The organism is Streptomyces triticagri, assembly GCF_003429565.1.
Classification (GTDB): domain Bacteria; phylum Actinomycetota; class Actinomycetes; order Streptomycetales; family Streptomycetaceae; genus Streptomyces; species Streptomyces triticagri.
In genome coordinates this window covers 33,542-58,892 of record NZ_QUAK01000064.1, presented here as the reverse complement: position 1 = coordinate 58,892, position 25,351 = coordinate 33,542, and the positions used below count along the sequence as shown (strand labels likewise).

The following is a 25,351-nucleotide window of genomic DNA, read 5'->3' as shown; positions in this document are numbered from 1 at the left end:
CAAGTGAACGTACTGACAGACAACTTCTCCACCTACGGCGAGGGCTTCCTCGGCACCGTCGAACTCACCGTGTACGCCTCGCTGTTGGCCCTGGCGCTCGGCTTCCTGATGGCCTCCTTCCGGGTGGCCCCGGTCGGTTCCTTCCGGGCGATCGGCACCGCGTGGGTGACCGTGCTGCGCAACACCCCGCTGACCCTGCTGTTCTTCGCCGTACTGCTCGGTCTTCCGCGCTTCGGACTGGTCCTGCCGTTCAAGGTGTTCGCCGTCCTCGCGCTCGGCTGCTACACCTCGGCGTTCATCTGCGAGGCACTGCGCTCCGGCATCAACACCGTGCCCAAGGGGCAGGGCGAGGCGGCCCGCAGTCTCGGCATGAACTTCGGCCAGACCCTCTCCAACGTCGTCCTGCCGCAGGCCTTCCGCTCGGTGATCCCGCCGGTCGGCTCCAACCTCATCGCGCTCGCCAAGAACTCGGCGATCGCCGGGGCGTTCAGCGTCACCGAGCTGCTCGGCACGTACAAGACACTCAACGAACTCGGATACAGCATCATCTGGACCTTCGTCTGGATCGCCCTCGGCTACCTGATCATCACCCTCGCCATCAGCGCGATCTTCAACATTCTCGAGAAGCGCTGGGGAGTCGCCCGATGACCGCCGCCACCGCCCACGACTCCACCGCGCTCTACGACATCCCGGGCCCCAGGACCCACCGCCGACACCTCATCTACGGGGTGGTCTCGACGCTGCTCATCCTCGGCATCGTCGGCTGGCTCGTCTATCTGCTGTTCGACACCGACCAGTTCACCGCCACCAAGTGGACGCCCTTCGAGTACAAGGGCATCCAGGAGCTGTTGCTCCGCGGCCTCGGGAACACGCTCAAGGCGTTCGCCATCTCCGCGGTGCTGTCCCTGGCGCTCGGCACGATTCTCGCCGTCGGCCGCCTCTCCGACCACCGACCGGTGCGCTGGATCGCCACCCTGCTCGTCGAGTTCTTCCGGGCCATGCCGGTCCTGGTGATGATCTTCTTCGTGTTCGTGGCGCTCAAGGTGCAGCCGCTGCCGGCCCTGGTCACCGGCCTGACTCTCTACAACGGCTCGGTCCTCGCCGAGGTCTTCCGCTCCGGAATCAACGCCGTCGAACGCGGCCAGCACGAGGCCGCGTACGCGCTCGGCATGCGCAAGACCCAGGTCATGACCCATGTCCTGGTGCCGCAGGCGGTCCGGGCCATGCTCCCGGCCATCATCAGCCAGCTGGTGGTCGCCCTGAAGGACACCTCACTCGGCTATCTGATCACCTACGAGGAATTCCTCCACGCCGGGAAGCTGATCGCGTCGAACCTCGACTACGATCTGCCGTTCATCCCCGTGGTTCTGGTGATCTCGCCGATCTACATCGGGATGTGCATGCTCCTGTCGTGGTTCGCCACCTACGTGGCCAGACGCCAGAAGCGCAACCCCAAGACGGAGGCCGTGGACGTCGCACCGGCCGAACCAGGAACGCTGCTGCCGGGCGGGGCGCCCCCCGCGGGGCCCAACAGCTGACGAGGGCAGCAGTCAGGGGGCTTCCCCCCTAGGGCAGGTCCGGCCCGGCAGCAGCCGGAGATCACTTCTCGCACGGCGACACCGACCCGTACGACGGGCCGGCCGCGGGGGAGGAGAAGGTCAGCTGCGCGCCGGCCGGGTTGTGCTCGATGTGGAGCGGGCCCCGCGTCGCGGACGGGCGCGACGGGGGTGCCGCTCCTTTCATTTCGGTGCCTGCCGGCTACTTGCCGCGGTGCGCGCCGCGCGTCGCGGGCGCGGGCGTGGGCGCCGGGGCGGGTGCCTGGGCCGCCTTGGTCACATCGGCGACGAGCTCTACGACATCGGGGCCGTACGCCTGGGAGTTGACGACCTTCAGGAGCAGTACGAAGGTGTTGGCGCCGTGCTTGCGGGACAGGCGTTCGTGGTGGCGGGCGAGGTAGCGGGTGGCCGCCTGGTTGGTGATCGCGCGCTGACCGCAGAAGAGGAAGACCGGGCGTGCCTCCTGGCCCTGGCCCGCGGTGAGCCGGGCGAGTATCGCGTACTCGGTGCGGCCGCCCTCCATCCGGTACCGCTCGCTGCCAATCTGGAAGGCGCCGCGGTCCGGACCCGGCTCGGGGTCCGTGTTCACCCGGATGCCCGGCAGCAGTGAGTGCATGTGCGCGGCCATCCGGCGGTTGGAGGCGGGGCCGCCGACGCAGAACTCGGTGCGTTCGCCGAAGCCCTGCTGGGCCGCGTCATGGGTGACCACCTGGGAGTGGGCCCCGCAGTCCTTGATGATCGCCGCCAGTTCGAGCAGTGCGAAGACGTCGTGGCGGGCCACGGTCAGCTCCGGGCCGCCGGCGTCGCGGTTGACCACGAGCAGGGACTCGGAGTTGTCCGGAAGGCCGAAGAAGGCCTGCTTGCGCCGGAGCTTGCGCCGCCAGAGGTACGTACGGGCGAACCAGCCGAGCGAGGCCGCGATCGCCGCGGCGAGCACGCCGAGGACGATGATGAGCAGGTCTCCATTCATGGGCGGGCATGCTAGCCGGAGCGCGGACCGGTGTTCGAGGGGGCCGGTGGCCTCCGGACGGTGAAGTCACGCTGCGCAGGCGGCTCTTGACCCAGGGTGCGGATCGGTTGGCCGGATGCCCGGAATTGGCAGCTCCGGTTTGCTCCGTTCCGCTGTGTCGTGTTCCGGGCGGTCGCAGGGGATGTACGGCCTTGATCCCCCGGGCGCCCAAAAGGTGCGCAGGTCCTGGCCCTCGGCAAGGGTGGTGAACCCGAGCAACTGACCGAAGGACAGCCCGTGCGTGCTCTGATCCCGGCCGCCCTCGTACCCGTACTGCTCGCCACTGCCTCACCTCCGGCGGCCGCCGGTGAGGAGGTCGGGGCCGAGGAGATACTCGCCGGACTGACCTCGTGCCGACAGGTCTCGCACGGCAAGTACCGCGCCGACGACGGGGCGCCGGCGAGGATCCCGGTCTGCGACACGAAGGGCGCGGTGTTCTTCGAGGCGGACATGGACATCGACTGCGACGGGCAGGTCAGCCGGCAGTGCAGCAGGAAGACCGATCCGCTGTTCCAGGCCGCCACCGCCTTCCAGCAGTCCGACGGCAAGCCCCTGGACTCCGCCCGGCTGCCGTACGTCGTGGTGCCGGGTGCGAGCAGGATCTGGAAGCACGAGGAGTCCGGGATCAAGGGCGGCGCGGTGGCGGCCGTCATCCACGGTGGGCGCCTGACCTACGCGGTGGTCGGCGACACCGGGCCGACCGACATCATCGGCGAGGCCTCCTACGCCGCCGCCAAGTCCCTGGGCATCGACCCGGATCCCGTGCGCGGCGGCACCGGATCCGGTGTCACCTATGTGCTGTTCAAGAACTCCCGGGTGACTCCGATCGAGAGCCGTGACGACGCGGTCAGCCGGGGACGGGAGCTCGCCGAGCGGTTCGTACGGGGTGGCTGACGCGCGACGGCTGATGAGCCGACACCTTGATGCGGACCAACCGACCGGGGACGCAGCGGCAATCGGCTGACACCGGCGCATCGTGAGGAGCAACAGATCCTGCGGGCCCGGCGACTCGGGAGCAGGCTGCCGATATGCCACGACCACGACCGAGAGCCGTACTCAGCCTTCTGTGCACCGCACTTCTCGCACCGGTGCTCGCCTTCGCCCCACCCCGTGACGCCCCCGAGCCGCCGCGTGCACCGGACCTCGGAGCACGGGACGACGCACAGGGCCCGGACGACGCGGGCGCCTTCACCCATCCGGGCGTCCTGGTCAGCCGCGACCAGCTCGACCGGGTCCGCCGCAAGGTGCGGGCCGGCGCCGAACCCTGGGCCTCCGCCTTCCAGGCCATGCGCAAGAGCCGTTACGCGGCCGACGACTACACCGCGCGGCCCGTCGCCGTGGTCGCCTGCAAGCCGTACGCCAAGCCGGCCGCCTGCACCGCCGAGCGCGAGGACGCCATCGCCGCCTGGACGCACGCGCTGCTCTGGGCGGTGACCGGCGACCGCTCGCACGCCGAGCACGCGGTGCGCCTGATGGACGCCTGGTCGGGGGTCCTGAAGGACCACACGGAGGGCAATGCGGGGCTGCAGGCCGCCTGGGCCGGCTCGACCTGGGCGCGCGCCGCGGAACTGATGAAGCACAGCTACGACGGCTGGCCGGACGCGCGCGTGAAGCGCTTCGAGCACATGCTGCGGCACGCGTATCTGGGCGAGTTCGATGCCGAGGTGGCCGACTACAACGGCAACTGGGACCTCACGATGACCGACGCCACACTCGCCATCGCCGTGTTCCTGGACGACCGCGCGCTCTTCGACCGGGCCGTCGCCCGCTTCCGGGCGCGGGTGCCGGCGTACTTCTATCTGCGCACCGACGGTCCGCTGCCGGTGCCGCCGCCGGGCGGGACGGCGGACAGCCCGCAGAAGATCCGGGAGTACTGGTTCGGCCAGCGCACCTTCGTGGACGGACTCGGGCAGGAGAGCTGCCGCAACTTCGAGCACGTCGGATATGCACTGGCAGCCACCGCGCACATCGCCGAGACGGCCCACCACCAGGGCGTCGACCTGTACGCAGAGGTGCGGGACAGGATGCGGGCCGCCGTCGAGTGGCATGCACGGCACCAGCTGGGCGAGCCGATGCCGAAGCAACTCTGCGGCGGCAAACCCGAGTTGACGATGGGCCCCGATCTCGAGGTGATGCTCAACCATCTGCAGAACCGGCTCGGAGTCCCGGTGCCGAACGCCGAACGCCTCGCCGAGCGGATGCGTCCCGCCGGCACGGACGACCTGTTCGTCGCCTGGGAGACCCTGACACATGCCCGCAATCCCGGGGCGGGCGGGACGACGTAGGCTGCGGCCGCATGAGTCTCGAGACCCTCGGCCGCGCCCGCTACGTCAGCCTCACCACCTACCGCAGGAACGGCACCGCGGTACCCACCCCGGTCTGGGCCGCCCCCGACGGTGGCGAACTCCTGGTGATCAGCAAGAACGACGCGGGCAAGGTCAAGCGGCTGCGCAACGACGGCCGGGTCGAGGTCGTCGTGTGTGATCTGCGCGGCCGCATCGAGGAAGGTGCGGTGCGTGCGCAGGGCACGGCGCGGCTCCTGGACGATGCCGAACTGCCGCGGGTGCGCAAGGCGTTGGCCCGCAAGTACGGATGGCAGTTCTGGATGTCCGATGCGCCGATCCGGCTGCTGCGCGGCGGGAAGCGGCCGCACACGGCGATCTCCGTACGGCTGAAGGCGGACGCGGGTACCGCCTTGGGTCAGGATTAGGACCGCCGGACCCTTGAACGGAACGTTCCGATCGACCAGTCTCACTTCCGGCGTGGCTCGCGTCCCTCCGCAAACCGTTCGTAGCCCGTGCGTAACACCACGGGTGTCGAATACCGGTCGGTGCGGAGCGGGTCGGAAGGTTCCAGGCGATGGGGCGGATGGCGATGGCAGGGCAGCAACTTCCGGGGTCCCCGGGCGAGTTCGGCGCATATTTGCAGGGTCTCGTCGCGCGGCTCGATGCGGCTGCCGGATGGTGCGGGGTGTTCTGGCAGCGCGATCCCGACGGAATGTCCGCCTGTTTCGAGGGCCGTGAAGTACCGCCGTGGGACGTGGTGGAGTCGCTGATCCACGATCTGGCGGAGAGCCGCGGCCGGGCCGAAGCGGAACGGGAGACGGTGCGCGCACGCGCCTTGCACCGGGCCGCCGTCGTCGCCCATGACGCGGGCGAGGGGGCACGCAAACTCCTCGGTGAGCGTCTGGACGTGATGCGCGACGAGCTGCGCTACGCGGCCGGACGCCAGCAGGAACTCGGCGCGCAGATCCACCGGGCGTCCCCGGAGGAGGCCGAGCGGCTCTCCCTCGAGCTGGCCTGGGCGCGGGACGACCACGAGCGGGCGTCCGCCCGGTGCACCGAACTGCAGTCCCGTCTTGACGAGTTGGACCTCGGGGCGACGGCCGGGGCGCCCGCGGAGGAGCCGCCGCGCCTCGATCTGCCGCCGGCCGAGATCTATCGGAGTGTGGACGTCGGCGCCGCGCGGCCGGCAGGGGGTGGCGGACCGGGGCAGGCGGTCAGCCGTTTCGACGACCCCCTGGGGGTGGGGGAGACGTACGACCGGGTGCCGGGCGCCGACTCCCGTACCGAGGACGAACTGCTCGCCGATTCGGGGGTGTTCGCCGTCCCGGACATGCTCACCGTGTCCCGGCTGCCCGAGCAGCGGAATCCGGGTGCCGGGTGCCCTCGCGGTGCTCGATTCGCAGGTCTCGACACCGATCAGGACTACGGGGCCGAACAGACCGCCCTGACGGCCGAAGCGGCCGTACCGGCACAGCGACACGCGCCCTCCGCGCCCTCTCCCGACACACCCCGAGGCGCCCGTTACGCCGGCATGGCGCGCTCCGGCCAGGCGCCGGAGCCCGCGCAGGACAGCCATGGGTCGGCCGAGGCGCACCGCGCCACCGCCCGCACCGTCTCCACCCTCATCCAGCTGCGCACCGAGGGCAGGGGCGGCGAGGCCCACGCGATCCTGTGCGAGGCCCTCGACTGGCCGGCCGTCCGCCTCCCGCTGCTCGCCGCGGAACTGCACCGGGCCGGGCTCGGAGCCGACTGGGCGACCTTCCTCTGGGAGGCCGCCTCGATGCCGCCGGAGAAGCTGGCCGCGGCCGCCGACGCGCTCGCCGCCGTCGGCCGCACCGAGGACTGCCGGCACCTGCTGCGGCAGGGCACCGCACGCCCCGCCTCCGAGATCGCCGAGGCCGTACTCGCCCTCGATGCGGCGGGCCGCACCCGGGAGGCCGACGGACTGCTCGACGCCTGCATCCGCGCGCGTACACCGGGTGACTGCGCCGCGATCGCCGCCACGGATCCCCCACGGCTCGTGCCCCGCCTCCTCGACGCCGCCACCGACGTCTCCGGCGAGCACCACTGGGACCTGACGCACGCCCTGCGCGTCGCCGGACTCACCGCCTGACCAGGGACGGGGAAGGCCCCGGCGGGGTGCTACGAGGCCGCCGGGGCGGGACGTCCGGTATCGCCCGGTCGGGTGCGAAACATGATCGACTCCCCGGGTTCACGACGATGGTCTTGCCCCGGACTGTGACGGGGCTTACGTTCGACGCTCAGCCCCGGGCTCTACGGGCGTAGAGGGCGGACCGACGTCTCGGCGAAGGAGCAGCTCATGGCCAATGTCGTACGTGCCGCACTGGTTCAGGCGACCTGGACCGGCGACACCGAATCCATGATCGCCAAGCATGAGGAACACGCCAGAGAGGCCGCGCGGCAGGGTGCCAAGGTGATCGGCTTCCAGGAGGTCTTCAACGCCCCCTACTTCTGCCAGGTACAGGACGAGGAGCACTACCGCTGGGCCGAGCCCGTGCCGGACGGTCCCACCGTCCAGCGGATGCGGGAACTCGCCCGCGAGACCGGCATGGTGATCGTCGTGCCCGTCTTCGAGGTCGAGCAGTCCGGCTTCTACTTCAACACCGCGGCCGTGATCGACGCCGACGGCACGTACCTCGGCAAGTACCGCAAGCACCACATCCCGCAGGTCAAGGGCTTCTGGGAGAAGTACTACTTCAAGCCGGGGAACCTCGGCTGGCCCGTCTTCGACACCGCGGTCGGCCGGGTCGGCGTATACATCTGCTACGACCGGCACTTCCCGGAGGGATGGCGGCAACTCGGCCTGGAGGGTGCCCAGTTGGTGTACAACCCGTCCGCCACCTCGCGCGGCCTCTCCGCGTACCTCTGGCAGCTCGAACAGCCCGCGGCCGCCGTCGCCAACGAGTACTTCATCGCCGCCATCAACCGCGTCGGCCAGGAGGAGTACGGGGACAACGACTTCTACGGCACCAGCTACTTCGTCGACCCGCGCGGCCAGTTCGTCGGCGAGACGGCGAGCGACAAGACCGAGGAACTCCTCGTCCGCGACCTCGACTTCGACCTGATCGACGAGGTCCGCCACCAATGGGCGTTCTACCGCGACCGCCGCCCCGACGCGTACGAAGGACTGGTGCAGCCGTGACCACCCTCCACCAGCGTCACCGCGCCGTACTGCCCGACTGGCTCGCCCTCTACTACGCGCAGCCGCTGGAGATCACGCACGGCGAGGGCCGGCACGTCTGGGACGCGGACGGCAACCGCTACCTGGACTTCTTCGGCGGCATCCTCACCACGATGACGGCGCACGCCCTGCCCGAGGTCACCAAGGCAGTCGCCGAGCAGGCCGGCCGGATCATCCACTCCTCGACCCTCTATCTCGACCGGCCGATGGTCGAACTGGCCGAGCGCATCGCCGCGTTGTCCGGGATCCCCGACGCGCGCGTCTTCTTCACCACCTCCGGCACCGAGGCCAATGACGCGGCCCTGCTGCTCGCCACCACCTACCGCCGGTCGAATCAGATCCTGGCGATGCGCAACAGCTACCACGGCCGCTCCTTCTCCGCGGTCTCCATCACCGGCAACAAGAGCTGGTCCCCGACCAGCCTGTCCCCGCTGCAGACGCTGTACGTGCACGGGGGCGTCCGCGGCCGCGGACCCTTCGCGCACCTGAGTGACGGCGAGTTCATCGCCGCCTGCGTCGCCGACCTGGAGGACATCCTCGGCCAGACCCGCGGGGGAGTGGCCGCCCTGATCGCCGAACCGGTGCAGGGCGTCGGCGGGTTCACCTCCCCGCCGGACGGGCTGTACGCCGCGTTCCGCGAAGTCCTCGACGCCCACGGCATCCTGTGGATCAGCGACGAGGTGCAGACCGGCTGGGGCCGGACCGGCGACCACTTCTGGGGCTGGCAGGCGCACGCCGCCGCCGGGCCGCCGGACATGCTGACCTTCGCCAAGGGCATCGGCAACGGCATGTCCATCGGCGGCGTCGTCGCCCGCGCCGAGGTCATGAACTGCCTGGACGCCAACTCCATCTCCACGTTCGGCGGTTCACCGGTCACCATGGCCGCCGGCGTCGCCAACCTCTCGTACCTCCTCGAGCACGATCTGCAGGGCAACGCACGTCGAGTCGGCGGACTGCTCCTGGAGCGGCTGCGGGCGATCGGCGCCGGCCTCGACCACGTACGCGAGGTGCGCGGGCGCGGCCTGATGATCGGCGTGGAACTCGCCGACCCCAGCACGGGACGCGCAGCTCCCGAACTCGCCTCCGCCGTACTGGAGTCGACCCGCGAGGGCGGGCTGCTCATCGGCAAGGGCGGCGGCCACGACAGCAGCGTCCTGCGCATCGCGCCACCGCTCTCGCTCACCGTGGCGGAAGCGGAGGAGGGCGCGTCCGTCCTCGAACGGGCCCTGCGCACCCTGTAGTTCACGCGCTCCTCCCGTTCGCCGCCGACCGGCAGCCCGTACCCGTCCCGTTCATCCCACTCCAGGGGGACCCATGAGCACCCGCACCCTGATCCGCGGCGGACTGGTCGTCACCGCCGCCGACGAGACCCACGCCGATGTCCTGGTGGAGGACGGCAGGATCGCCGCGCTGGCCGCGCACGGCAGCCAGGACTGGTCGGCCGACCGGGTCGTCGACGCCACCCACAAGTACGTGATCCCGGGCGGTGTGGACGCCCACACCCATATGCAGATGCCGTTCGGCGGCACCTACGCCTCCGACACCTTCGAGACCGGCACCCGGGCCGCCGCCTGGGGCGGCACCACCACGATCGTCGACTTCGCCATCCAGACCAAGGGCCGTGCCCTGCGCGAGGGCCTGGACGCCTGGCACGCCAAGGCCGACGGGCAGTGCGCCATCGACTACGGCTTCCACATGATCCTCTCCGACGTCAACGACGGGTCCCTCAAGGAGATGGACCTGCTCGTCGAGGAGGGCATCAGCTCGTTCAAGCTGTTCACCGCGTACCCCGACGTCTTCTACAGCGACGACGGTCAGATCCTGCGCGCCATGCAGCAGGCCGCCGGCAACGGCGGGCTGATCATGACCCACGCCGAGAACGGCATCGCCATCGACGTACTCGTCCAACAGGCCCTGTCCCGCGGCGAGTCGGACCCCCGCTACCACGGCGAGGTGCGCAAGGCGCTGCTCGAGGCCGAGGCCACCCACCGGGTCATCAAGCTCGCCCAGGTCGCCGGCGCCCCCGTGTACGTCGTGCATGTCTCGGCCCGTGAGGCGGTGGCCGAGCTGGCCCGGGCCCGCGACGAGGGGCTGCCGGTCTTCGGCGAGACCTGTCCCCAGTACCTCTTCCTCTCCACCGACAATCTGGCCGAGCCGGACTTCGAAGGTGCCAAATACGTCTGCTCGACTCCCCTGCGCCCCAAGGAACATCAGGATTTCCTCTGGCGCGGACTGCGCACCAACGACCTCCAGGTGGTGTCCACCGACCACTGCCCGTTCTGCTTCGTCGGCCAGAAGGAGCTCGGCCGCGGCGACTTCTCGAAGATCCCCAACGGCATGCCCGGCGTCGAGAACCGCATGGACCTCCTGCACCAGGCCGTCGTGGACGGGCACATCACCCGCCGGCGCTGGATCGAGATCGCCTGCGCGGCACCGGCCCGGATGTTCGGACTCTACGGCCAGAAGGGCACCATCGCGCCCGGCGCCGACGCGGACATCGTCATCTACGACCCGAACGCCCAGCAGACCCTGTCGGCCGAGACCCACCACATGAACGTCGACTACTCGCCGTACGAGGGCAAGCGCATCACCGGACGGGTGGAGACGGTCCTTTCCCGCGGTGAACTCGTCATCGACCAGCGGGAGTTCACCGGACGCGCAGGGCACGGTGCATACGTCCCGCGCGGCATCAGCCAGTACGTCGGCTGACCGCTCCCTGATCCACCGGGGTGCCAGCCCCTCCGTACCGTCCCACCGCATCTGAACCAGGAGGCTCCGGCCATGGATTTCGGACTCGTGCTGCAGACCGACCCGCCCGGGTCCGCCGTCGTCGGCCTGATGCGCCGCGCCGAACGCAACGGCTTCCGCTACGGCTGGACCTTCGACTCGGCCGTCCTGTGGCAGGAGCCGTTCGTCATCTACAGCCGCGTCCTCGAGCACACCTCACGCCTGATCGTCGGCCCGATGGTCACCAATCCGGGCACCAGGACCTGGGAGGTGACCGCATCCACCTTCGCCACCCTCAACGAGATGTACGGCAACCGCACCGTCTGCGGCATCGGACGCGGCGACTCGGCGATGCGGGTGGCCGGCCGCAAGCCCAACACCCTCGCCCGGCTCGGCGAGGCCATCGACGTCATCCGTGACCTCGCCGAGGGCCGCGAGGCCGACGTCGACGGGCAGGCGCTGCGGCTGCCCTGGGTGCGCGACGGGCGCCTTCCGGTGTGGATGGCGGCGTACGGGCCCAAGGCGCTCGCCCTGGCCGGGCAGCGGGCCGACGGATTCATCCTGCAGCTCGCGGACCCGTTCCTCACCGAGTGGATGATCAAGGCTGTACGGCAGGCCGCCGCGGACGCCGGGCGCGACCCCGCGGACGTCAAGATCTGCGTCGCCGCGCCCGCCTACGTCGGCGACGACCTCGCGCACGCACGCGAACAGTGCCGCTGGTTCGGCGGCATGGTCGGCAACCACGTGGCCGACCTGGTGAAGCGCTACGGCGAACACTCCGGCCTCGTCCCCGACGCCCTGACCGACTACATCAAGGCGCGTGAGGGGTACGACTACAGCCACCACGGGAGGGCCGGGAACCCGGACACGGCCTTCGTGCCCGACGAGATCGTGGACCGCTTCTGTCTGCTCGGACCGGTCTCCGCGCATGTCGAACGGCTGCGCCGGCTACGGGAGTTGGGCGTGGACCAGTTCGCCGTGTACGCCATGCACGACGCGCGCGAGTCGGTGATCGACACCTACGGCGCCGAGGTCATCCCCGCTCTGGGGTGACGTCGGCGCCGCGGTTCAGACGGCATCGGCGGTGCGTGTACGGGTGAGTCCGAGCGCCACGTACACGACCAGGGCAGAGGCGAGACCCACCGCCCAGCCGTAGTCGGCCAGTGGTTTGAGGAACGGGATCAGGCCGTCCACCGGGAACGGCCCCTGCTTGACGCCCTTCGCACTCACCGTGGAGTACGAGCCGCCGACCGCCAGGGTGCCGCCGATCACGAAGGCGGCCAGCGCGCGCCAGTTCCACCCGCCGGTGTACCAGTAGCGGCCGTCCCTGCGGTACAGGTCCGCCAGGTGAAGGACGGTCCGGCGCAGGATCCAGTAGTCCGCGATCATGACACCGGCGACCGTGCCGAGGAGCCCGCCCACGACGCCCAGCCAGGTGAAGATGTACAACTCGGGCGTGGAGGTGAGCTTCCACGGCATCACCAGGACACCGACGATGCCCGTGATCAGCGCCCCGGTGCGGAAACTGATGTGCTTCGGCACCAGATTGGACAGGTCGTACGCGGGCGAGACGACGTTCGCCGCGATGTTCACCGAGATCGTCGCCACCAGGACCGTGACGAGGGCGAAGAGCAGACCGAAGACATTGTCCGTCTTGGCGGCCAGCTCCACCGGGTCCCAGATGGCCGCCCCGTACACCGCCTGCGAGCCCGAGGTGACGAACACCGACATCAGGGCGAAGGCGGTCATGGTGGTCGGCAGACCGAGCGACTGGCCCCAGACCTGGGCGCGTTGGCCCTTGCCGAAGCGGGTGAAGTCCGGGATGTTCAGGGACAGCGTGGACCAGAAGCCGATCATCCCCATCAGGGACGGGAAGAACACCGGCCAGAAGTCCGCACCCCAGCCGAGCTCGGAGGGCTGGTCGAGCAGCGGCCCGAAGCCGCCGGCCTTGTCGGCGATCCACACCAGGAGGACCACGGCGCCGATCAGTACGAACGGCGCCGCCCAGTTCTCGAAGCGGCGCAGCGCGTTCATCCCCCGGTAGATGATGGCGAGTTCGAGGACCCAGAAGATCGCGAAGCACAGCCACAGGGTCCATGGATAGCCGCCGACCTCGGCCGCCTCGGTCCACCCGCCGAAGACCTTCCCGAGCAGCAGGAAGATGCCCTGGCCGCCGATCCAGGTCTGGATGCCGAACCAGCAGCAGGCCACCGCGGCCCTGATGAGGGCGGGCAGATTCGCTCCGCGCATCCCGAACGAGGCGCGTACGAACACCGGGAAGGGGATGCCGTACTTGGGCCCCGCATGACCGGTCAGGAGCATCGGAAGCAGCACGATGACATTGGCCAGGGCGATGACGAACACCGCCTGCTTCCAGTCCATGCCGAGCGCGACCAGACCGGAGGCGAGCGTCCAGGAAGGGATGTTGTGCGCCATCCCGATCCACAGGGCGGTGTAGTTGTAGACGCCCCAGGTGCGCTTCTCGAGCGGTACGGGGGCGAGGTCGGAGTTGGCGAACCGCGGGTCGTCCAGGGTGACGCCGGCGGTCAGGGCCACTCGGCCGTCGGGCAGTGTGACCTGCCCGTCCGTCGCCTCCGGGCCGCTCGATTCGGTGGTGGTCATCGGCGAAGCTCCCTTGCCTCAGCAGGAGTTGACCGGGGAGTTACTCGCGTAGATCTTGTCGAGGTGGAAGGACTGTACAGCTTCGGCGGGTCCGGAGACAGGGTCCCGCGCGAGGCCGTTCCGGCACCTGATCGGCAGGCACGGTGAGGCATCCCGCGCCCGCCGGATCTCCCCTGGTCAGGGCTAGTGCGGCCGTACCGCCGTGACCAGCCACACCGAGGCCGGGATGCGGACGCCGTCCGGGGTCGTATACGGCTCGAAGGGCCGGGCGAGGCGGGCTCGGGCCGCCTGGGGGACCGCATGCCCGGGGCCCTGGGACAGGAGGAAGTCGACGGCCGCGGCGGGGTCCTTGCCCCAGTGGCTCACGATGCGGACTCCGGTGATGCGCACGGAGGCGTAGTCGGCGAGTGCGCCGCGTACGGCCGCGGGGTCGGACAGTGACGCCATCGCGGCACGTGCGTCCGCCGCGTCCTCGCCCCGCGTGGGATCCGAGGGACCCGTCGCGTCGTGCAGCAGGCTCTGGAAGAGGGACATCACCCGCGCCTCCGCACTGTCCGGACCGGGCGTCTGCGGGCAGATGAACGCGAGCCGTCCGCCCGGTCGGAGCCCGTGCGCCACATTGCCGAACGCGGCCCGGTGGTCGGCGAAGAACATCACCCCGCCCCGGCTCACCGCCACGTCGTAGCGGGCCTTGGGGAACGGGTGCGTCTGCGCGTCGGCGAGCTCGTACGACACGTTCCGCATGCTCGCCTCGTCGGTGGCCGTGCGGGCACGGGCGAGGAGGGGAGCCGAGATGTCGACGCCGACCGCATGCCCGTTCGGGGTGCGGCGGGCCGCCTCGCGCGTGGTGGCGCCGGCACCGCAGCCGATGTCCAGGACCCGGTCGCCGTCGGTGACGGCCGCGGCCTGGAACAGGGCGTCGTTCGCGCCGGCCAGCATCGCGTCGTACCGGGCGTGGTGCTCGGCCCAGTGGCGGCCGACCGGGCCGTTCCAGACCGCGGACTGGGCGGAGTTGGCCTGTGCTGTACGGGTGGTCACTGTGCCTCCTGGGCGGCGGTCGGGCGCACGGTGTGCATGCGTGCGGTGGTTGCGGTCAGGGCGGCCTCGGCGCGCTCGACCGCGAGGCAGGCGCCGTACGCGACGAGGTGGACCAGGCAGTGGTCGGTGTGCTGCGGTGTCCGCCAGGCGTCGACGTCCTCCTGCTCGATGCGGTACGGGGCGATCGCGGCGAGCAGCACGAGGCGGAGCGCCGGACGGTCGCGGCCGGGCAACTCCGGCCAGTACGCAGGGGGATGTGCGCCGTCCCAGGCGGAGAGCATCTCGCGCGCCCGTGCCTGCTCGTCCTCGTCGAGGAACGCTGCGCCCATCAGGGCCACCGAACGCAGTGCCGCGTACGCGGGACCGACGGGCGAGTCGCCGGCCCACTGCGGCACGGCGCGCTCACCCTCGGGGAGCAGCACGAGGCTCTCGCCCGGGGCGAGTTCGGCACGTACCGCACGGCGGAAGGATCGGCCGGCCGCGCTCCGCACCGCCCGGAGCCGCTGCAGGTCGCACGGCAGCACGCTCTCGGTGAGTAGAGCGGAGGCGATCCTGTTGATGAAGTGGAAGGCGAGGGCCGTGCCGACGTAGCCCGGTGACTGGTCCGCGGGGAAGGGGAGTTCGGTTCTCCCGGCGGCTGCCGGGGCGCGGCTCGCCTTGGCCCAGGCGAGCAGACGGGCGTACTCGGGGTCGCCGGGCACGCCCCCGGCCGCGATGGTCTCGCCCAGGTCGGCGTCGCCCGTGGCGTGCAGGAACATGGTGTGCGCGTCGATGCAGAAGCGGCAGCGGTTCGCAAGCGAGACACCGAGGGCGGCGACCTCCCTTCCGGTGCGGGTCCCCGGGCCGGCGAGCAGGGATTCACGCACCAACGCCCAGGCGGAGGCGAGCAGTTCGGGCGAGGCGGACAGTACGGTGAACGTGGCGGCGCGGTCGGTGCCGAAGTCGTCGGCGAGCTGCCGGTACACCTCGGCGGACCGGCCGGTGGCGTGTTTCGGCGGGGTGGGTGCAGTGAAGCGGAACGATCCTGACACGGTGAACTCCCCGGTGCTCGTTCGGAACGCGCCGCGAGCCGCGGCGACACCGGTGATGCTGTCCCGCCGGACCGCTCCGGGTCGTCGTACGTCAGGAGCCGATCGGTGCTGCTGCGGGGGATGCCGGAGCGGACCGCGACTACTGCACGGGAAGTAGTCGGGAAGCCGTCCCCGCGGGGGAGGTGCGGGCCGCTGTGCGGACCCTAGGCTGCCGGGATGCGGGGTGTGCGGAGTGGGCCGGGAGACGCTGGCGGGTCGGGACGAGGGCGGTTCCGTGCGCGGCTGGTGAAGGCCGTGTTGCCGGGGGTGGTCGCGGGAGCGGTCGCGGCACTCGTGCTTGCCGCCGCCTCCCGGCCCGACGCGCTCGACATCGTGCTCGTGGTGGCCGGTTCCGGCGCGCTGGCCGCTTACGGACTGGCGCCGCGGGGTGTTCTGGCGGTGACGACGGTCTGCCTGGGCGGCTATGTGCTGCACTCCTCGGCGGGAGCCGTGGCGGCGCTGCCCGTGGTGAGTGCCGTGCATGTCGCCGCGCGGGCCGGGCACCGTGCGTTCGGGGCGGTCGCGGCCGCGGGTTTCCTGGCGGCGACCGCGATCTCCGGTGGTGACTCCGGGCGGACGCTGCTGCTCGCGGGGTGGTTCCTGTGTGCGGTGGTCACGGGCGTGGCGGACAAGAACTGGCAGGCGTATCTGCGGCAGACCGAGCAGCGGGCCCTGGAGGCGGAGCGGACCCGCGAGGAGGCGGCGCGGCGCCGGGCCGGTGAGGAACGGCTGCGTATCGCACGGGAGTTGCACGACTCGCTGACGCACAGCATCTCGATCGTCAAGCTGCAGGCGGGAGTTGCCGTGCATCTGGCGCGCAAGCGCGGTGACGAGGTGCCGCCCGCGCTGCTCGCGATCCAGGAGGCGAGCGGCGAGGCGATGCGTGAACTGCGGTCCACGCTCGACGTGTTGCGCGAACAGCCGTCGCCCGGACAGGTCAAGGATCTGGTGGAGCGGGCCCGGTCGTCCGGTCTGGCGGTGGAACTCACGGTGTCGGGTCCGGAGCCCGCACTGCCTCCGGAGACCGGGCTCGCCGTCTATCGCATCGTCCAGGAGGCGCTGACCAACGCGGCCCGGCATGCGGCGCCCGCCGAGGTCGCCGTGGTGATCGATCACACCGAGGACGGGCTCACCGTACGGGTCGAGGACGACGGGCGTGGCGCGCCCGAGCGGCCGTTCGTGCCCGGGACCGGTCTGACCGGGATGCGGGAGCGGGTCACGGAGCTCGGCGGCACGCTGGAGGCGGGGCCGCGGCCGAGCGGGGGCTTCTCGGTTCTTGCCCGGCTGCCCGGGGCGGGTGCGGAGGGGGAGTCCGGGGATTCGCCCGTCTCGGGTCCGGTCGTGGGGAGGACCGTATGATCCGCGTCGCGCTCGTCGACGACCAGGCCCTGATGCGGGCCGGCTTCCGAGCGCTGCTCGACGCCGAGGAGGGTATCGAGGTGGTCGGGGAGGCCGCCGACGGCCTGCAGGGCGTGGCCCTGGTGCGTGAGAGCCGCCCCGACATCGCGCTGATCGACGTACAGATGCCGGTCATGACGGGGATCGAGGCGACCCGTCGGATCGTCGCCGATCCCGACCTTGCCGGCGTACGGGTCGTCATCCTCACCAACTACGGCCTGGACAGCTATGTGTTCGACGCGCTGCGGGCCGGCGCCAGCGGGTTCCTCCTGAAGGACACCGAGCCGGCCGACCTGCTGCAGGCCGTGGGGGTCGTCGCGGCCGGCGACGCACTGCTGTCCCCCTCGGTCACCCGCCGCCTCATCGGCGAGTTCGTCGCCCGCCCGCCGGACCGGATCACCGCATCCGGGCTCGAGGAGCTCACCCGCCGCGAACGCGAGGTCACGGCGCTCGCTGCCCGTGGTCTGAGCAATGAGGAGATCGCCGCGCACATGGTGATCAGCCCCTTCACGGCGAAGACGCACATCAGCCGGGCCATGACCAAGCTCGGCGCTCGGGACCGCGCCCAACTGGTCGTCCACGCCTATGAGTCGGGCCTGGTCACGGTGCGGTCGGCGGAGCCGCGGACGGGTGCGGCCGGTACCGCGGAGGGCGGGGGCGTCGGTGGCTGACGTGACCGGCGGCGGTCGGCGTGACCGTCCGCGGCCGGCGTGGCCGTTCGGCGTTCACGCCGGTACGAGCAGGGCCGCCGCGGCCGGGCCGAGCGCGCCGCCGAGCTGGTAGAAGAGGACGAACACGCCGATGGCGGCGGGCCGTTGGGCGGCGGGTGCGGTGCCGGCCGCATAGCCGGAGAGGATCGCGTTGCTGCCCGTGGCGGCCAGTACGGCGAGGGCCGCGGCGCCCAGGAGCAGCGCGGGGGCCGAAGCCGTGGCGGCCGCGGTGGCGGCCAGGGCGCCGAGTCCGAGCAGCGTGGCGTACACCGCGGGCCGGCCCAGGCGTGGGGAGGCGGCCGCGAGCAGCCAGGACAGGGCCGCACCGGTCAGGAGCGCGACCAGCTGACCGGTGCCGACGGCGCCCGTCGACCAGGCGGACCGGTCCTGCATCAGCCGGGGCACCGCGAAGAGCAGCGTGAAGTACGAGGTGGACAGGGTCAGTGCGACACCCGCCGCGGTCAGGAAGGCACGGCTGCGCACCAGGACGGCCGGCAGGAATCCGTCGGGCCGGTGGCGCAGATGGCGGGCGAGCAGGGCGGCGGACGGCAGGGCGGCCGCGATCGCGGGCAGCGGCGCCATCGGCAGGAGTACGAGCGCGGAGGCGAAGGCGAGCAGCAGGGCGGCGCCGCGTCCGTCGAAGGTCTCACCCGCGGGTCGCGGTGCGCCGCGGACGTATCGGTGCACCGCGGGCACGGCGAGCAGGGACAGGGCGGACAGGGCGAGCGACAGCCGCCATGACACCTCGGAGGCGAGCAGTTGCCCGGCCAGTGGGCCGCAGGCGCCGAGTACGCCGAAGCCGGAGCTGATGACGCCCATGCGGCGGGGCGCGCCGGCGGCCAGGTTCATGGCCACCGCGATCAGCCCGGCGCCGCCGAAGGCCTGCGCCGCACGGCCGGCAAGCAGCAGCGGCAGCCACGGCGACAGACTCGCGGTCAGTGTCCCGGCCAGGACGAGTGCCGTGCTCCACCTGAGAGTTGCGGCCGCGCCGCGCAGCCGCAGGAAGCCTGCCATCAGCGGGGTGCCCACGGCCATGCCCCAGGCGAAGGTGGTCACCAGCCAGGTGACGGTGGCCGTGGACACCCCGAGGTCGCTTCCCATGGCGGGCAGGATCAGCGTGGGGGCGTTGGCCCCGACGGCCGTGGGCGTGGCGAGCAGGGCGAGCCAGAGCGCGGGCACGGCGGCGGGCGGCGCCGGGGCGGCGGTGCGGGCGGGCGACGATGCGGTGGCGGGCATGGCGGTCCTCCGGGCGGGGCGGTCTCGGGTCAGACGGTGGTGACGACCTCGTCGTACGGCAGGCGCGGAAGGCGCGGGTGCCAGGCTTCGGGGCCGGGCCGGCCGATGTTGACGACCATCAGCGGAAGGTGGTCGCCGTCGAGGAACTCCTTGCGTACGCCCTCGTGGTCGAATCCGGTCATGGGGCCTGCCGCGAGGCCGGCCGCCCGCAGGCCGACGATGAAGTACGCGCACTGCAGGGCGCCGTTGAACCGGGCGGAGTCCTCGCGCACCGGCCGCTCCGCGAAGTAGGCGTCCCGCACTCCGGGTGCGTGCGGGAAGAGGCGGGAGGTTTCCTCGTGGAACTCGCAGTCGGTGGCGAGGATCGCGACGAGGGGTGCCGCCGCGGTCTTGGTGTCGTTGCCCGGATCCATGTGCGGGACGAGCCGGGCGCGGGCCTCGGTGGAGCGGACCAGGACGGTGCGCAGGGGTGCGAGGTTGAAGGCGGTGGGCCCGTACTTCACGAGGTCGTGGACGGCACGGAGTTGGGCGTCGGAGACGGGCTCGTCGGTGAAGGTGTTGGCGGTGCGGGCCTCGCGGAAGAGGAGGTCCTGGGCGTCCGGCGGCAGCAGGAGGGACATGCGGAAGCTCCGATTCGCTCAGTCTTGATAATCTCAACGTTGAGATAAAAACAGCTCGGGTGGTTCAACGTCAAGTGTCTTAACGTTGAGAAGAAGCCTGTTGAGAAAAATTACGTTGAGAAGAATTGCGTTGAGAAGATGCCCCTCGAGAAGGTTCGCGTCGGGGAGTGTCGAGAGAGAGCCGAGGGAGCGCGGGATGAGTGACGTGGTGGACGTGATGGTCGGTCAGTGGGCGGAGCAGCGGCCCGAACTGGCCGACGGAATGTGGCCGTTGCAGCTGCTCAGCCGTGTGCAGCGGATGGGGCAGATCCTCACCAAGGAGATCAAGGCCTTCGCCGCCGAGCGCGGTCTCGAGCAGGCCGAGGTGGACGTGCTGTTCACCCTGCGCCGCTCGGGCCCGCCGTACGCCCTGACCGCGGGTGCCTTCCTCAAGGCGTCCATGGTCACCTCGGGCGCCATCACCAACCGCATCGACCGGATGGAGGCCAAGGGCCTGGTCGAGCGGATCCGCGACACGGCCGACCGGCGCACCGTCCGCATCAGCCTCACGGACCGCGGCCTCCAGCTGGCCGACGACCTCATCGCGGACCATCTGGTCAACTACGCCCGGATCTGCGAGGCGTTGGACCGCGACGAATGCGAGCAGGCCGGCGCGACCCTGCGCAAGCTCCTGGAGGCGCAGGGCGACACCTCGCTGGCCTGAGGACTCCGCCGCTCCCACACCTGGGGCGCGGCCTGTGCGGGTCGATAGCCTGCCGGGCGGCGATCCACGCGAGAGCCTGCCGGGCGGCGATCCACGAGAGCTTGCCGGGCGGCGATCGACGCGAGCGACGCCGATCCACGCGACTGACGAGGTGACTGGCTGCATGTTCACGACCCGGCCCACACTGCAAGGCACCTTCGGAATGGTCTCGACGACGCACTGGCTGGCGTCCCAGTCCGCGATGGCAGTCCTCGAGGAGGACGGAAACGCCTACGACGCGGCGGTGGCCGCGGGCTTCGTGCTGCATGTGGTCGAACCGCATCTCAACGGCCCGGCGGGCGAGGTGCCGATCCTCCTGGCACCCGCCGGTGGCGCGGTGCAGGTGCTGTGCGGGCAGGGTCCGGCGCCGGCCGGCGCGAGCATCGCGCACTACCGGTCCCTCGGACTCGACGCGGTCCCTGGGACCGGCCCGTTGGCGGCCGCCGTGCCGGGGGCCTTCGACGCCTGGATGGTGCTGCTCCGCGACCACGGCACCAGATCGCTCGCCGAGGTCCTCAAGTACGCCATCGGATACGCCGCGGACGGGCACCCTCCGGTGGAGAACGTGGGCGCCGCGGTGACCGCCGTACGCGAACTCTTCGAGAAGGAGTGGCCGACGTCCGCCGCGGTGTACCTGCCGGACGGGCGGCCCCCGCGCGCGGGAGACCTGTTTCGCAATCCCGCGCTCGCCGCGACCTGGCGGCGGCTCGTCACGGAGGCCGAAGCCGAGGCGCAGTCCGATGCGGATGCGGAAGCGAAGGGCGGAGTCGGCGCCGCCGGATCCGCGGGCGGTGCGCGCTCCCGCCGCGTCCGCGAGATCGAGGCCGCCCGCCGCATCTGGCGCGAGGGCTTCATCGCCGACGCGCTCATACGCCAGTCCGGCCGTCCCACCCTCGACACCAGCGGCTCGGCCCACGTCGGCACGCTCACCCACGCCGATCTGGCGGCCTTCCACGCCCACTACGAGGCCCCGGCCACGTACGACTGGAACGGCTGGACCCTCTGCAAGGCGGGCCCCTGGAGTCAAGGCCCCTCTCTGCTGCAGCAGTTGGCGCTGCTGCCCGGCCCCGACGAACTGCCCGCCCCCGGTTCGACGGAATATGTGCATCTGCTCATCGAAGGCTGCAAGCTCGCCATGGCCGACCGCGAGGCCTGGTACGGCGACGCCACGGACGTACCGCTCGCCGCGCTCCTGTCGCCCGAGTACAGCGCCGCCCGGCGCACCCTGATCGGCGAGCGCGCCTCGTACGAACTGCGCCCGGGCAGCCCGGACGGCCGCGCCCCGCGCCTGTGCGCGGCCGCGACGGCCGGCATCGCCGACGGATACGCCATGGGCACCCCGCAACCCGGCGTGGGCGAGCCCACCGTCGCGCGCGACGGCCGCACTCGTGGCGACACCTGCCATCTCGACGTCGTCGACCGCTGGGGCAACATGGTCGCCGCCACCCCGAGCGGTGGCTGGCTGCAGTCCAACCCCGTCGTCCCCGAGCTCGGCTTCCCGCTGGGCACGCGACTGCAGATGACCTGGCTCGAGCCGGGCCTGCCCGCGTCCCTCACCCCCGGGCGCCGGCCCCGTACCACCCTGACGCCGTCCCTCGCGCTCTGCGACGGCGTGCCCGTGCTCGCCTTCGGTACGCCGGGCGGTGACCAGCAGGACCAGTGGCAACTGCACTTCTTCCTCGGAGTGGCGCTGCGCGAGCAGGTCCGCGGCACGCTCGACCTGCAGGGCGCGATCGACGCACCGCACTGGCACAACGACTCCTTCACCAGCTCCTTCTTCCCGCGGGGCATGCGTCCAGGCAGCGTCACCGTGGAGGACCGGATCGGCGCGGACGTCATCGACGGTCTGCGTGCCAGGGGGCACCACGTCACGGTGGGCGGGCCGTGGTCCGAGGGACGGCTGTGCGCGGTCGCCCGCGACCCGAGGACGGGGATCCTCTCGGCGGCCGCCAACCCACGGGGGATGCAGGGATACGCGGTGGGCCGCTGAATCGGCACGTCCCGGCGCCACATGATCGCCGGGGGTGCCGGCCCCCGGTATTCACCCAGGAGTCACCGCTCGTGCACCGGGCGCGGTCGGCGTTGTCAGTGGCGCGTGTTCTGATGGGGCACATGATCGAAGAGCTTGAGGTCTTCCTGGCGGACGGCCTGACCGAGGTGGAGGAGGCGGTCCGCAAGGCGGCCGCGGCCGAGATCGTGCCCCGATTCCGGCAGCTGGCCGCACACGAGATCGTGGAGAAGCACGGACCGCACGACCTGGTGACGGTCGCCGACCGGCGTGCCGAGGAGCACCTGACGGAGTCGCTCGGCCGACTGCTGCCCGGTTCGGTGGTGGTCGGCGAGGAGGCGGTGCACGCCGACCCGTCGATATACGGGGCGCTCGGCGGAGAGGCACCGGTGTGGATCGTGGACCCGGTCGACGGCACGCGTCAGTTCGTGCACGGCGACCCGGGCTTCTGCACCCTGGTCGCCCTCGCCCTGCGCGGCGAGCTGCTCGCGTCCTGGACGTACGCCCCCGCCCTCGACGAGATGGCCGTCGCCATCCGCGGCGGCGGCGCCCGGCTGAACGGCGAAAGGCTCCGCTCCGGCTCCCCGGCCGAAGGCGGGGCCCTCGAAGTCGCCACCTCCCACCCGGACTTCACCACGGACGACCAGAAGCGCGCCCTGCTCGGCCTGCAGGTTCCGGGCGTGGACCCCAGGCCGTGCGGCTCAGCGGGCCTGGAGTACCTGGCGATAGCCAGGGGCGAACTGGACGCCATCGCCTTCTCCTGGGAGAACGCCTGGGACCACGCCGCCGGACTCCTCCTGGTCGCCGAGGCGGGCGGTGCGCAGCGCACCCTCGGCGGCGAGCCGTTCCGCCTGGCCGGCGGGAACGTCCTGCCGTTCTCCGCGGCCCGCGACGAGGTCACCCTCGACCGGATCCTCGGCCTCCTGTCGGCCGGAGCCTGACCTGAGGCCGGGCCCGGCGCTCGGCGTCGAACCGTACGGCGAGGACCTCGAACTCGGCGGCAGTGCCGATGGCGGGCCAGTTCTCCGCGGCGCCCAGATGCCCCATGTCCACGAACCCTGGCACGGGCAGCGGGAGTTCGACGAAGAGTCCGGTGACGCCGATGCCCCAGGGTGCGGCCACCACGGTGCCGGTCAGGCGGGCGCCGTCCGGCAGCGGTCCGCGGTCGCAGGGCGCGAAGTGCCGGTCCCTGCGCGCGATCGACCAGGCGCGCTCGAACTCCTCGGCGGTGACGGGGACTTCGGCCGAGGCCGGCTGCCGGTTCCCGACGGGTCCCACGGTCGTGACCTGCGCGGTCGACACCAGCGGCACCCCGTACACGGCCCGGTACAGACGCACCCCCAGCGGCCCGAAATCCTCACACAGCGCCGTGAGTTCGGCGCGGGAGGCGGCCACCGTGGCCGCACCGTGCGTCCCCGCCTGTCGGGGCCCGTGCTCGCGGGCACGGGCAGGCGGATCCAGGTCCGTGGCGAACGAGGCCTGCCGCAGGACGGCGCCGGCCGAATCAGTCTCGAACCAGTCCAGGGTGTCGGCCGGGGCCGGAGGGCCGGCACCCGCAGCCCCCGGGCGCTCCCCGGGCGTGCGGCGGCGGAATCGGTGCAGCATCATCCGGACCCTACCGCCGCAGGGCCCGTCCGGGCCCGGGCCTATCCTGGGCGCCAGTGGCCATCGGCAGACAAAGGAGTCCGAAGGTGCCGTCGATGCTTGATGCCGTCGTCGTGGGGGCGGGGCCGAACGGCCTGACCGCGGCCGTCGAGCTGGCCCGCCGCGGCCACTCGGTCGCCGTGTACGAGGCCAAGGACACCATCGGAGGCGGCGCCCGTACCGAGGAGCTCACTCTCCCCGGCTTCCGCCACGACCCCTGTTCCGCGGCGCATCCGCTCGGCATCGGCTCACCCGCCTTCCGCGAACTGCCCCTCGACAGGTACGGCCTCGAGTGGCTGCACGCACCGCTGCCCATGGCGCATCCCTTCCCGGACGGGACCGCGGCCGTCCTGTCCCGGTCGGTCGCCGAGACGGCCCTGTCCTTCGGGCCGCGCGACGCGGGCGCGTACCGCAGGCTGGTCGCACCCTTCCTCGGCAAATGGGACAGCCTGGCCCGCGACTTCATGTCGCTGCCGCTGAGCGCCCTGCCCAGGGACCCGGTCACCCTGGCCCGCTTCGGCCTGACCGGACTCCAGCCCTCCAGCTGGCTCCTGCGCGAGCGATTCCGCGACGACCGAGCGCGCGCCCTGTTCGCGGGACTCGTCGCGCATGTGATGGCCCCGCTCGGCGGCATCGCCACCAGCGCAGTCGGCCTCGTCTTCGCCCTGGCCGCGCACGCCAACGGCTGGCCGGTCGCCCGCGGCGGCTCCCAGTCGATCTCGGACGCCCTCGCCGGGTACCTCAAGGATCTCGGCGCCGCGGTGCACACCGACTACGAGGTCAAGCGCCTGGACGACCTGCCGCCCGCCCGCGCCTACGTCTTCGACACCTCACCCACCGCACTCGCCCGGATCGCCGGCCTCGGCGGCGCCTACGACCACTACCGGTACGGCGCGGGCGTCTTCAAGATCGACTACGCCCTGGACGGACCGGTTCCGTGGGCCGCCCAGGAGGCACGCCGCGCCGGCACGGTCCAGGTCGGTGCCTCGAGCCGGGCGATCGCCCGCGCCCTGCACCAGGCCTCCCGCACGGACCAGGCCCCCGACAGCCCGTTCCTGATCACCGTGCAGCCCACCCTCGCCGACCCGTCGAGGGCCCCGGAGGGCAAGCACGTCTTCTGGGCGTACGGCCACGTGCCGAACAGCTGGACCGGCGATCTGACCGACGCCATCGAGGGCCAACTGGAGCGTTTCGCACCCGGCTTCCGCGACCGCGTCCTGGCCCGCGCCACCGCGGGCCCACCCGAACTCGCCCGGCGCAACGCCAACTACGTGGGCGGCGACATCGCCTGCGGCGCCGCCTCCGGTCTCCAGCTCCTGCTGCGCCCCAAGCTCTCGCTCAGGCCGTACAACACCCGGCATCCCGCGGTCTTCCTCTGCTCGTCCGCGACCCCACCGGGCCCGGGCGTGCACGGCATGCCGGGGCACAACGCGGCCAAGGCCGTCTGGCGTCACCTGCGCAGCACCTCCTGACCGGATCGTGCA

The 25,351-nt window shown here is 71.6% G+C and carries 23 protein-coding genes; 16 read left to right on the top strand and 7 right to left on the bottom strand.

The features are described from left to right. The first annotated feature begins 3 nt into the window (after positions 1 to 3). Entirely contained in the window at positions 4 to 648 is a 645-nt protein-coding gene (locus DY218_RS11500; protein WP_128555858.1) for an amino acid ABC transporter permease, read from the top strand. Next, entirely contained in the window at positions 645 to 1,538 is an 894-nt protein-coding gene (locus DY218_RS11495) for an amino acid ABC transporter permease (protein WP_128555857.1), read from the top strand. The genes DY218_RS11500 and DY218_RS11495 overlap by 4 nt, the downstream gene beginning before the upstream one ends. Positions 1,539 to 1,758: 220 nt before the next feature. On the opposite strand, the gene DY218_RS11490 is transcribed toward DY218_RS11495, so the two are convergent. Continuing rightward, positions 1,759 to 2,526, bottom strand: coding sequence for a hypothetical protein (locus DY218_RS11490; protein WP_128555856.1), 768 nt, complete (start codon positions 2,524 to 2,526; stop codon positions 1,759 to 1,761). Between the two features lie 276 nt (positions 2,527 to 2,802). Between DY218_RS11490 and DY218_RS11485 the strand changes: the two genes are divergently transcribed. The 8 genes from DY218_RS11485 (at position 2,803) to DY218_RS11450 (ending at position 11,832) form a co-directional block, all read left to right on the top strand. Then, positions 2,803 to 3,459, top strand: coding sequence for a glycoside hydrolase family 75 protein (locus tag DY218_RS11485; RefSeq protein ID WP_233521520.1), 657 nt, complete (start codon positions 2,803 to 2,805; stop codon positions 3,457 to 3,459). Between the two features lie 134 nt (positions 3,460 to 3,593). Further along, the gene (locus tag DY218_RS11480; RefSeq protein WP_128555854.1) at positions 3,594 to 4,850 is read left to right on the top strand and encodes an alginate lyase family protein; all 1,257 of its coding nucleotides are present in this window, start codon (positions 3,594 to 3,596) and stop codon (positions 4,848 to 4,850) included. Between the two features lie 11 nt (positions 4,851 to 4,861). Then, positions 4,862 to 5,275, top strand: coding sequence for a PPOX class F420-dependent oxidoreductase (locus DY218_RS11475; protein WP_128555853.1), 414 nt, complete (start codon positions 4,862 to 4,864; stop codon positions 5,273 to 5,275). Between the two features lie 164 nt (positions 5,276 to 5,439). After that, complete coding sequence (locus tag DY218_RS11470) at positions 5,440 to 6,963, top strand: hypothetical protein (RefSeq protein ID WP_128555852.1); 1,524 nt, start codon at positions 5,440 to 5,442, stop codon at positions 6,961 to 6,963. 207 nt (positions 6,964 to 7,170) lie between these two features. After that, positions 7,171 to 8,013: a nitrilase-related carbon-nitrogen hydrolase gene (locus tag DY218_RS11465; RefSeq protein ID WP_128555851.1), complete on the top strand. Its 843-nt coding sequence runs from the start codon at positions 7,171 to 7,173 to the stop codon at positions 8,011 to 8,013. Next, the gene (locus DY218_RS11460) at positions 8,010 to 9,293 is read left to right on the top strand and encodes an aspartate aminotransferase family protein (RefSeq protein WP_128555850.1); all 1,284 of its coding nucleotides are present in this window, start codon (positions 8,010 to 8,012) and stop codon (positions 9,291 to 9,293) included. Before DY218_RS11465 ends, DY218_RS11460 begins: the two co-directional genes overlap by 4 nt. Before the next feature lie 73 nt (positions 9,294 to 9,366). Beyond that, on the top strand, positions 9,367 to 10,761 hold the full coding sequence (hydA, locus tag DY218_RS11455) for a dihydropyrimidinase (RefSeq protein WP_128555849.1): 1,395 nt from the start codon (positions 9,367 to 9,369) through the stop codon (positions 10,759 to 10,761). Between the two features lie 72 nt (positions 10,762 to 10,833). Then, on the top strand, positions 10,834 to 11,832 hold the full coding sequence (locus tag DY218_RS11450) for a TIGR03842 family LLM class F420-dependent oxidoreductase (protein WP_128555848.1): 999 nt from the start codon (positions 10,834 to 10,836) through the stop codon (positions 11,830 to 11,832). A gap of 15 nt (positions 11,833 to 11,847) precedes the next feature. Here DY218_RS11450 and DY218_RS11445 read toward each other — a convergent pair whose 3' ends face one another. The 3 genes from DY218_RS11445 to DY218_RS11435 form a co-directional block, all read right to left on the bottom strand. Further along, positions 11,848 to 13,401: an NCS1 family nucleobase:cation symporter-1 gene (locus DY218_RS11445; protein ID WP_128555847.1), complete on the bottom strand. Its 1,554-nt coding sequence runs from the start codon at positions 13,399 to 13,401 to the stop codon at positions 11,848 to 11,850. A gap of 183 nt (positions 13,402 to 13,584) precedes the next feature. Continuing rightward, positions 13,585 to 14,439, bottom strand: a complete 855-nt coding sequence (locus DY218_RS11440; RefSeq protein WP_233521518.1) for a class I SAM-dependent methyltransferase — start codon at positions 14,437 to 14,439, stop codon at positions 13,585 to 13,587. Further along, entirely contained in the window at positions 14,436 to 15,470 is a 1,035-nt protein-coding gene (locus tag DY218_RS11435; protein ID WP_128555846.1) for a carboxymuconolactone decarboxylase family protein, read from the bottom strand. Before DY218_RS11435 ends, DY218_RS11440 begins: the two co-directional genes overlap by 4 nt. A gap of 216 nt (positions 15,471 to 15,686) precedes the next feature. On the opposite strand from DY218_RS11435, the gene DY218_RS11430 reads away from it, so the two are divergent. After that, entirely contained in the window at positions 15,687 to 16,868 is a 1,182-nt protein-coding gene (locus DY218_RS11430; protein WP_128555845.1) for a sensor histidine kinase, read from the top strand. Continuing rightward, entirely contained in the window at positions 16,865 to 17,578 is a 714-nt protein-coding gene (locus DY218_RS11425) for a response regulator (protein WP_128555844.1), read from the top strand. Before DY218_RS11430 ends, DY218_RS11425 begins: the two co-directional genes overlap by 4 nt. Positions 17,579 to 17,632: 54 nt before the next feature. On the opposite strand, the gene DY218_RS11420 is transcribed toward DY218_RS11425, so the two are convergent. Both DY218_RS11420 and DY218_RS11415 read right to left on the bottom strand, forming a co-directional pair. Continuing rightward, the gene (locus DY218_RS11420; RefSeq protein ID WP_128555843.1) at positions 17,633 to 18,853 is read right to left on the bottom strand and encodes an MFS transporter; all 1,221 of its coding nucleotides are present in this window, start codon (positions 18,851 to 18,853) and stop codon (positions 17,633 to 17,635) included. A 29-nt stretch (positions 18,854 to 18,882) separates the two neighbouring features. Then, a complete protein-coding gene (locus DY218_RS11415; protein ID WP_128555842.1) occupies positions 18,883 to 19,473 on the bottom strand; it encodes a malonic semialdehyde reductase in 591 nt (196 codons plus the stop codon). Positions 19,474 to 19,669: 196 nt separating this feature from the next. Here DY218_RS11415 and DY218_RS11410 point away from each other — a divergent pair, with 196 nt between their 5' ends. The 3 genes from DY218_RS11410 to DY218_RS11400 all read left to right on the top strand — a co-directional run bounded on the left by DY218_RS11410 (position 19,670) and on the right by DY218_RS11400 (position 23,164). Next, the gene (locus tag DY218_RS11410; RefSeq protein WP_128555841.1) at positions 19,670 to 20,176 is read left to right on the top strand and encodes a MarR family winged helix-turn-helix transcriptional regulator; all 507 of its coding nucleotides are present in this window, start codon (positions 19,670 to 19,672) and stop codon (positions 20,174 to 20,176) included. Positions 20,177 to 20,339: 163 nt separating this feature from the next. Beyond that, complete coding sequence (locus DY218_RS11405; RefSeq protein WP_128555840.1) at positions 20,340 to 22,205, top strand: gamma-glutamyltransferase family protein; 1,866 nt, start codon at positions 20,340 to 20,342, stop codon at positions 22,203 to 22,205. Positions 22,206 to 22,327: 122 nt separating this feature from the next. Further along, positions 22,328 to 23,164 (top strand): inositol monophosphatase family protein, encoded by an 837-nt coding sequence (locus tag DY218_RS11400; protein WP_128555839.1) that lies wholly within the window; start codon positions 22,328 to 22,330, stop codon positions 23,162 to 23,164. Here the strand turns inward: DY218_RS11400 and DY218_RS11395 are convergent. Further along, a complete protein-coding gene (locus DY218_RS11395) occupies positions 23,121 to 23,828 on the bottom strand; it encodes a hypothetical protein (RefSeq protein ID WP_147336135.1) in 708 nt (235 codons plus the stop codon). The genes DY218_RS11400 and DY218_RS11395 overlap by 44 nt on opposite strands. 95 nt (positions 23,829 to 23,923) lie before the next feature. On the opposite strand from DY218_RS11395, the gene DY218_RS11390 reads away from it, so the two are divergent. Further along, positions 23,924 to 25,339 (top strand): phytoene desaturase family protein, encoded by a 1,416-nt coding sequence (locus tag DY218_RS11390; protein WP_199566704.1) that lies wholly within the window; start codon positions 23,924 to 23,926, stop codon positions 25,337 to 25,339. Positions 25,340 to 25,351: the final 12 nt, after the last annotated feature.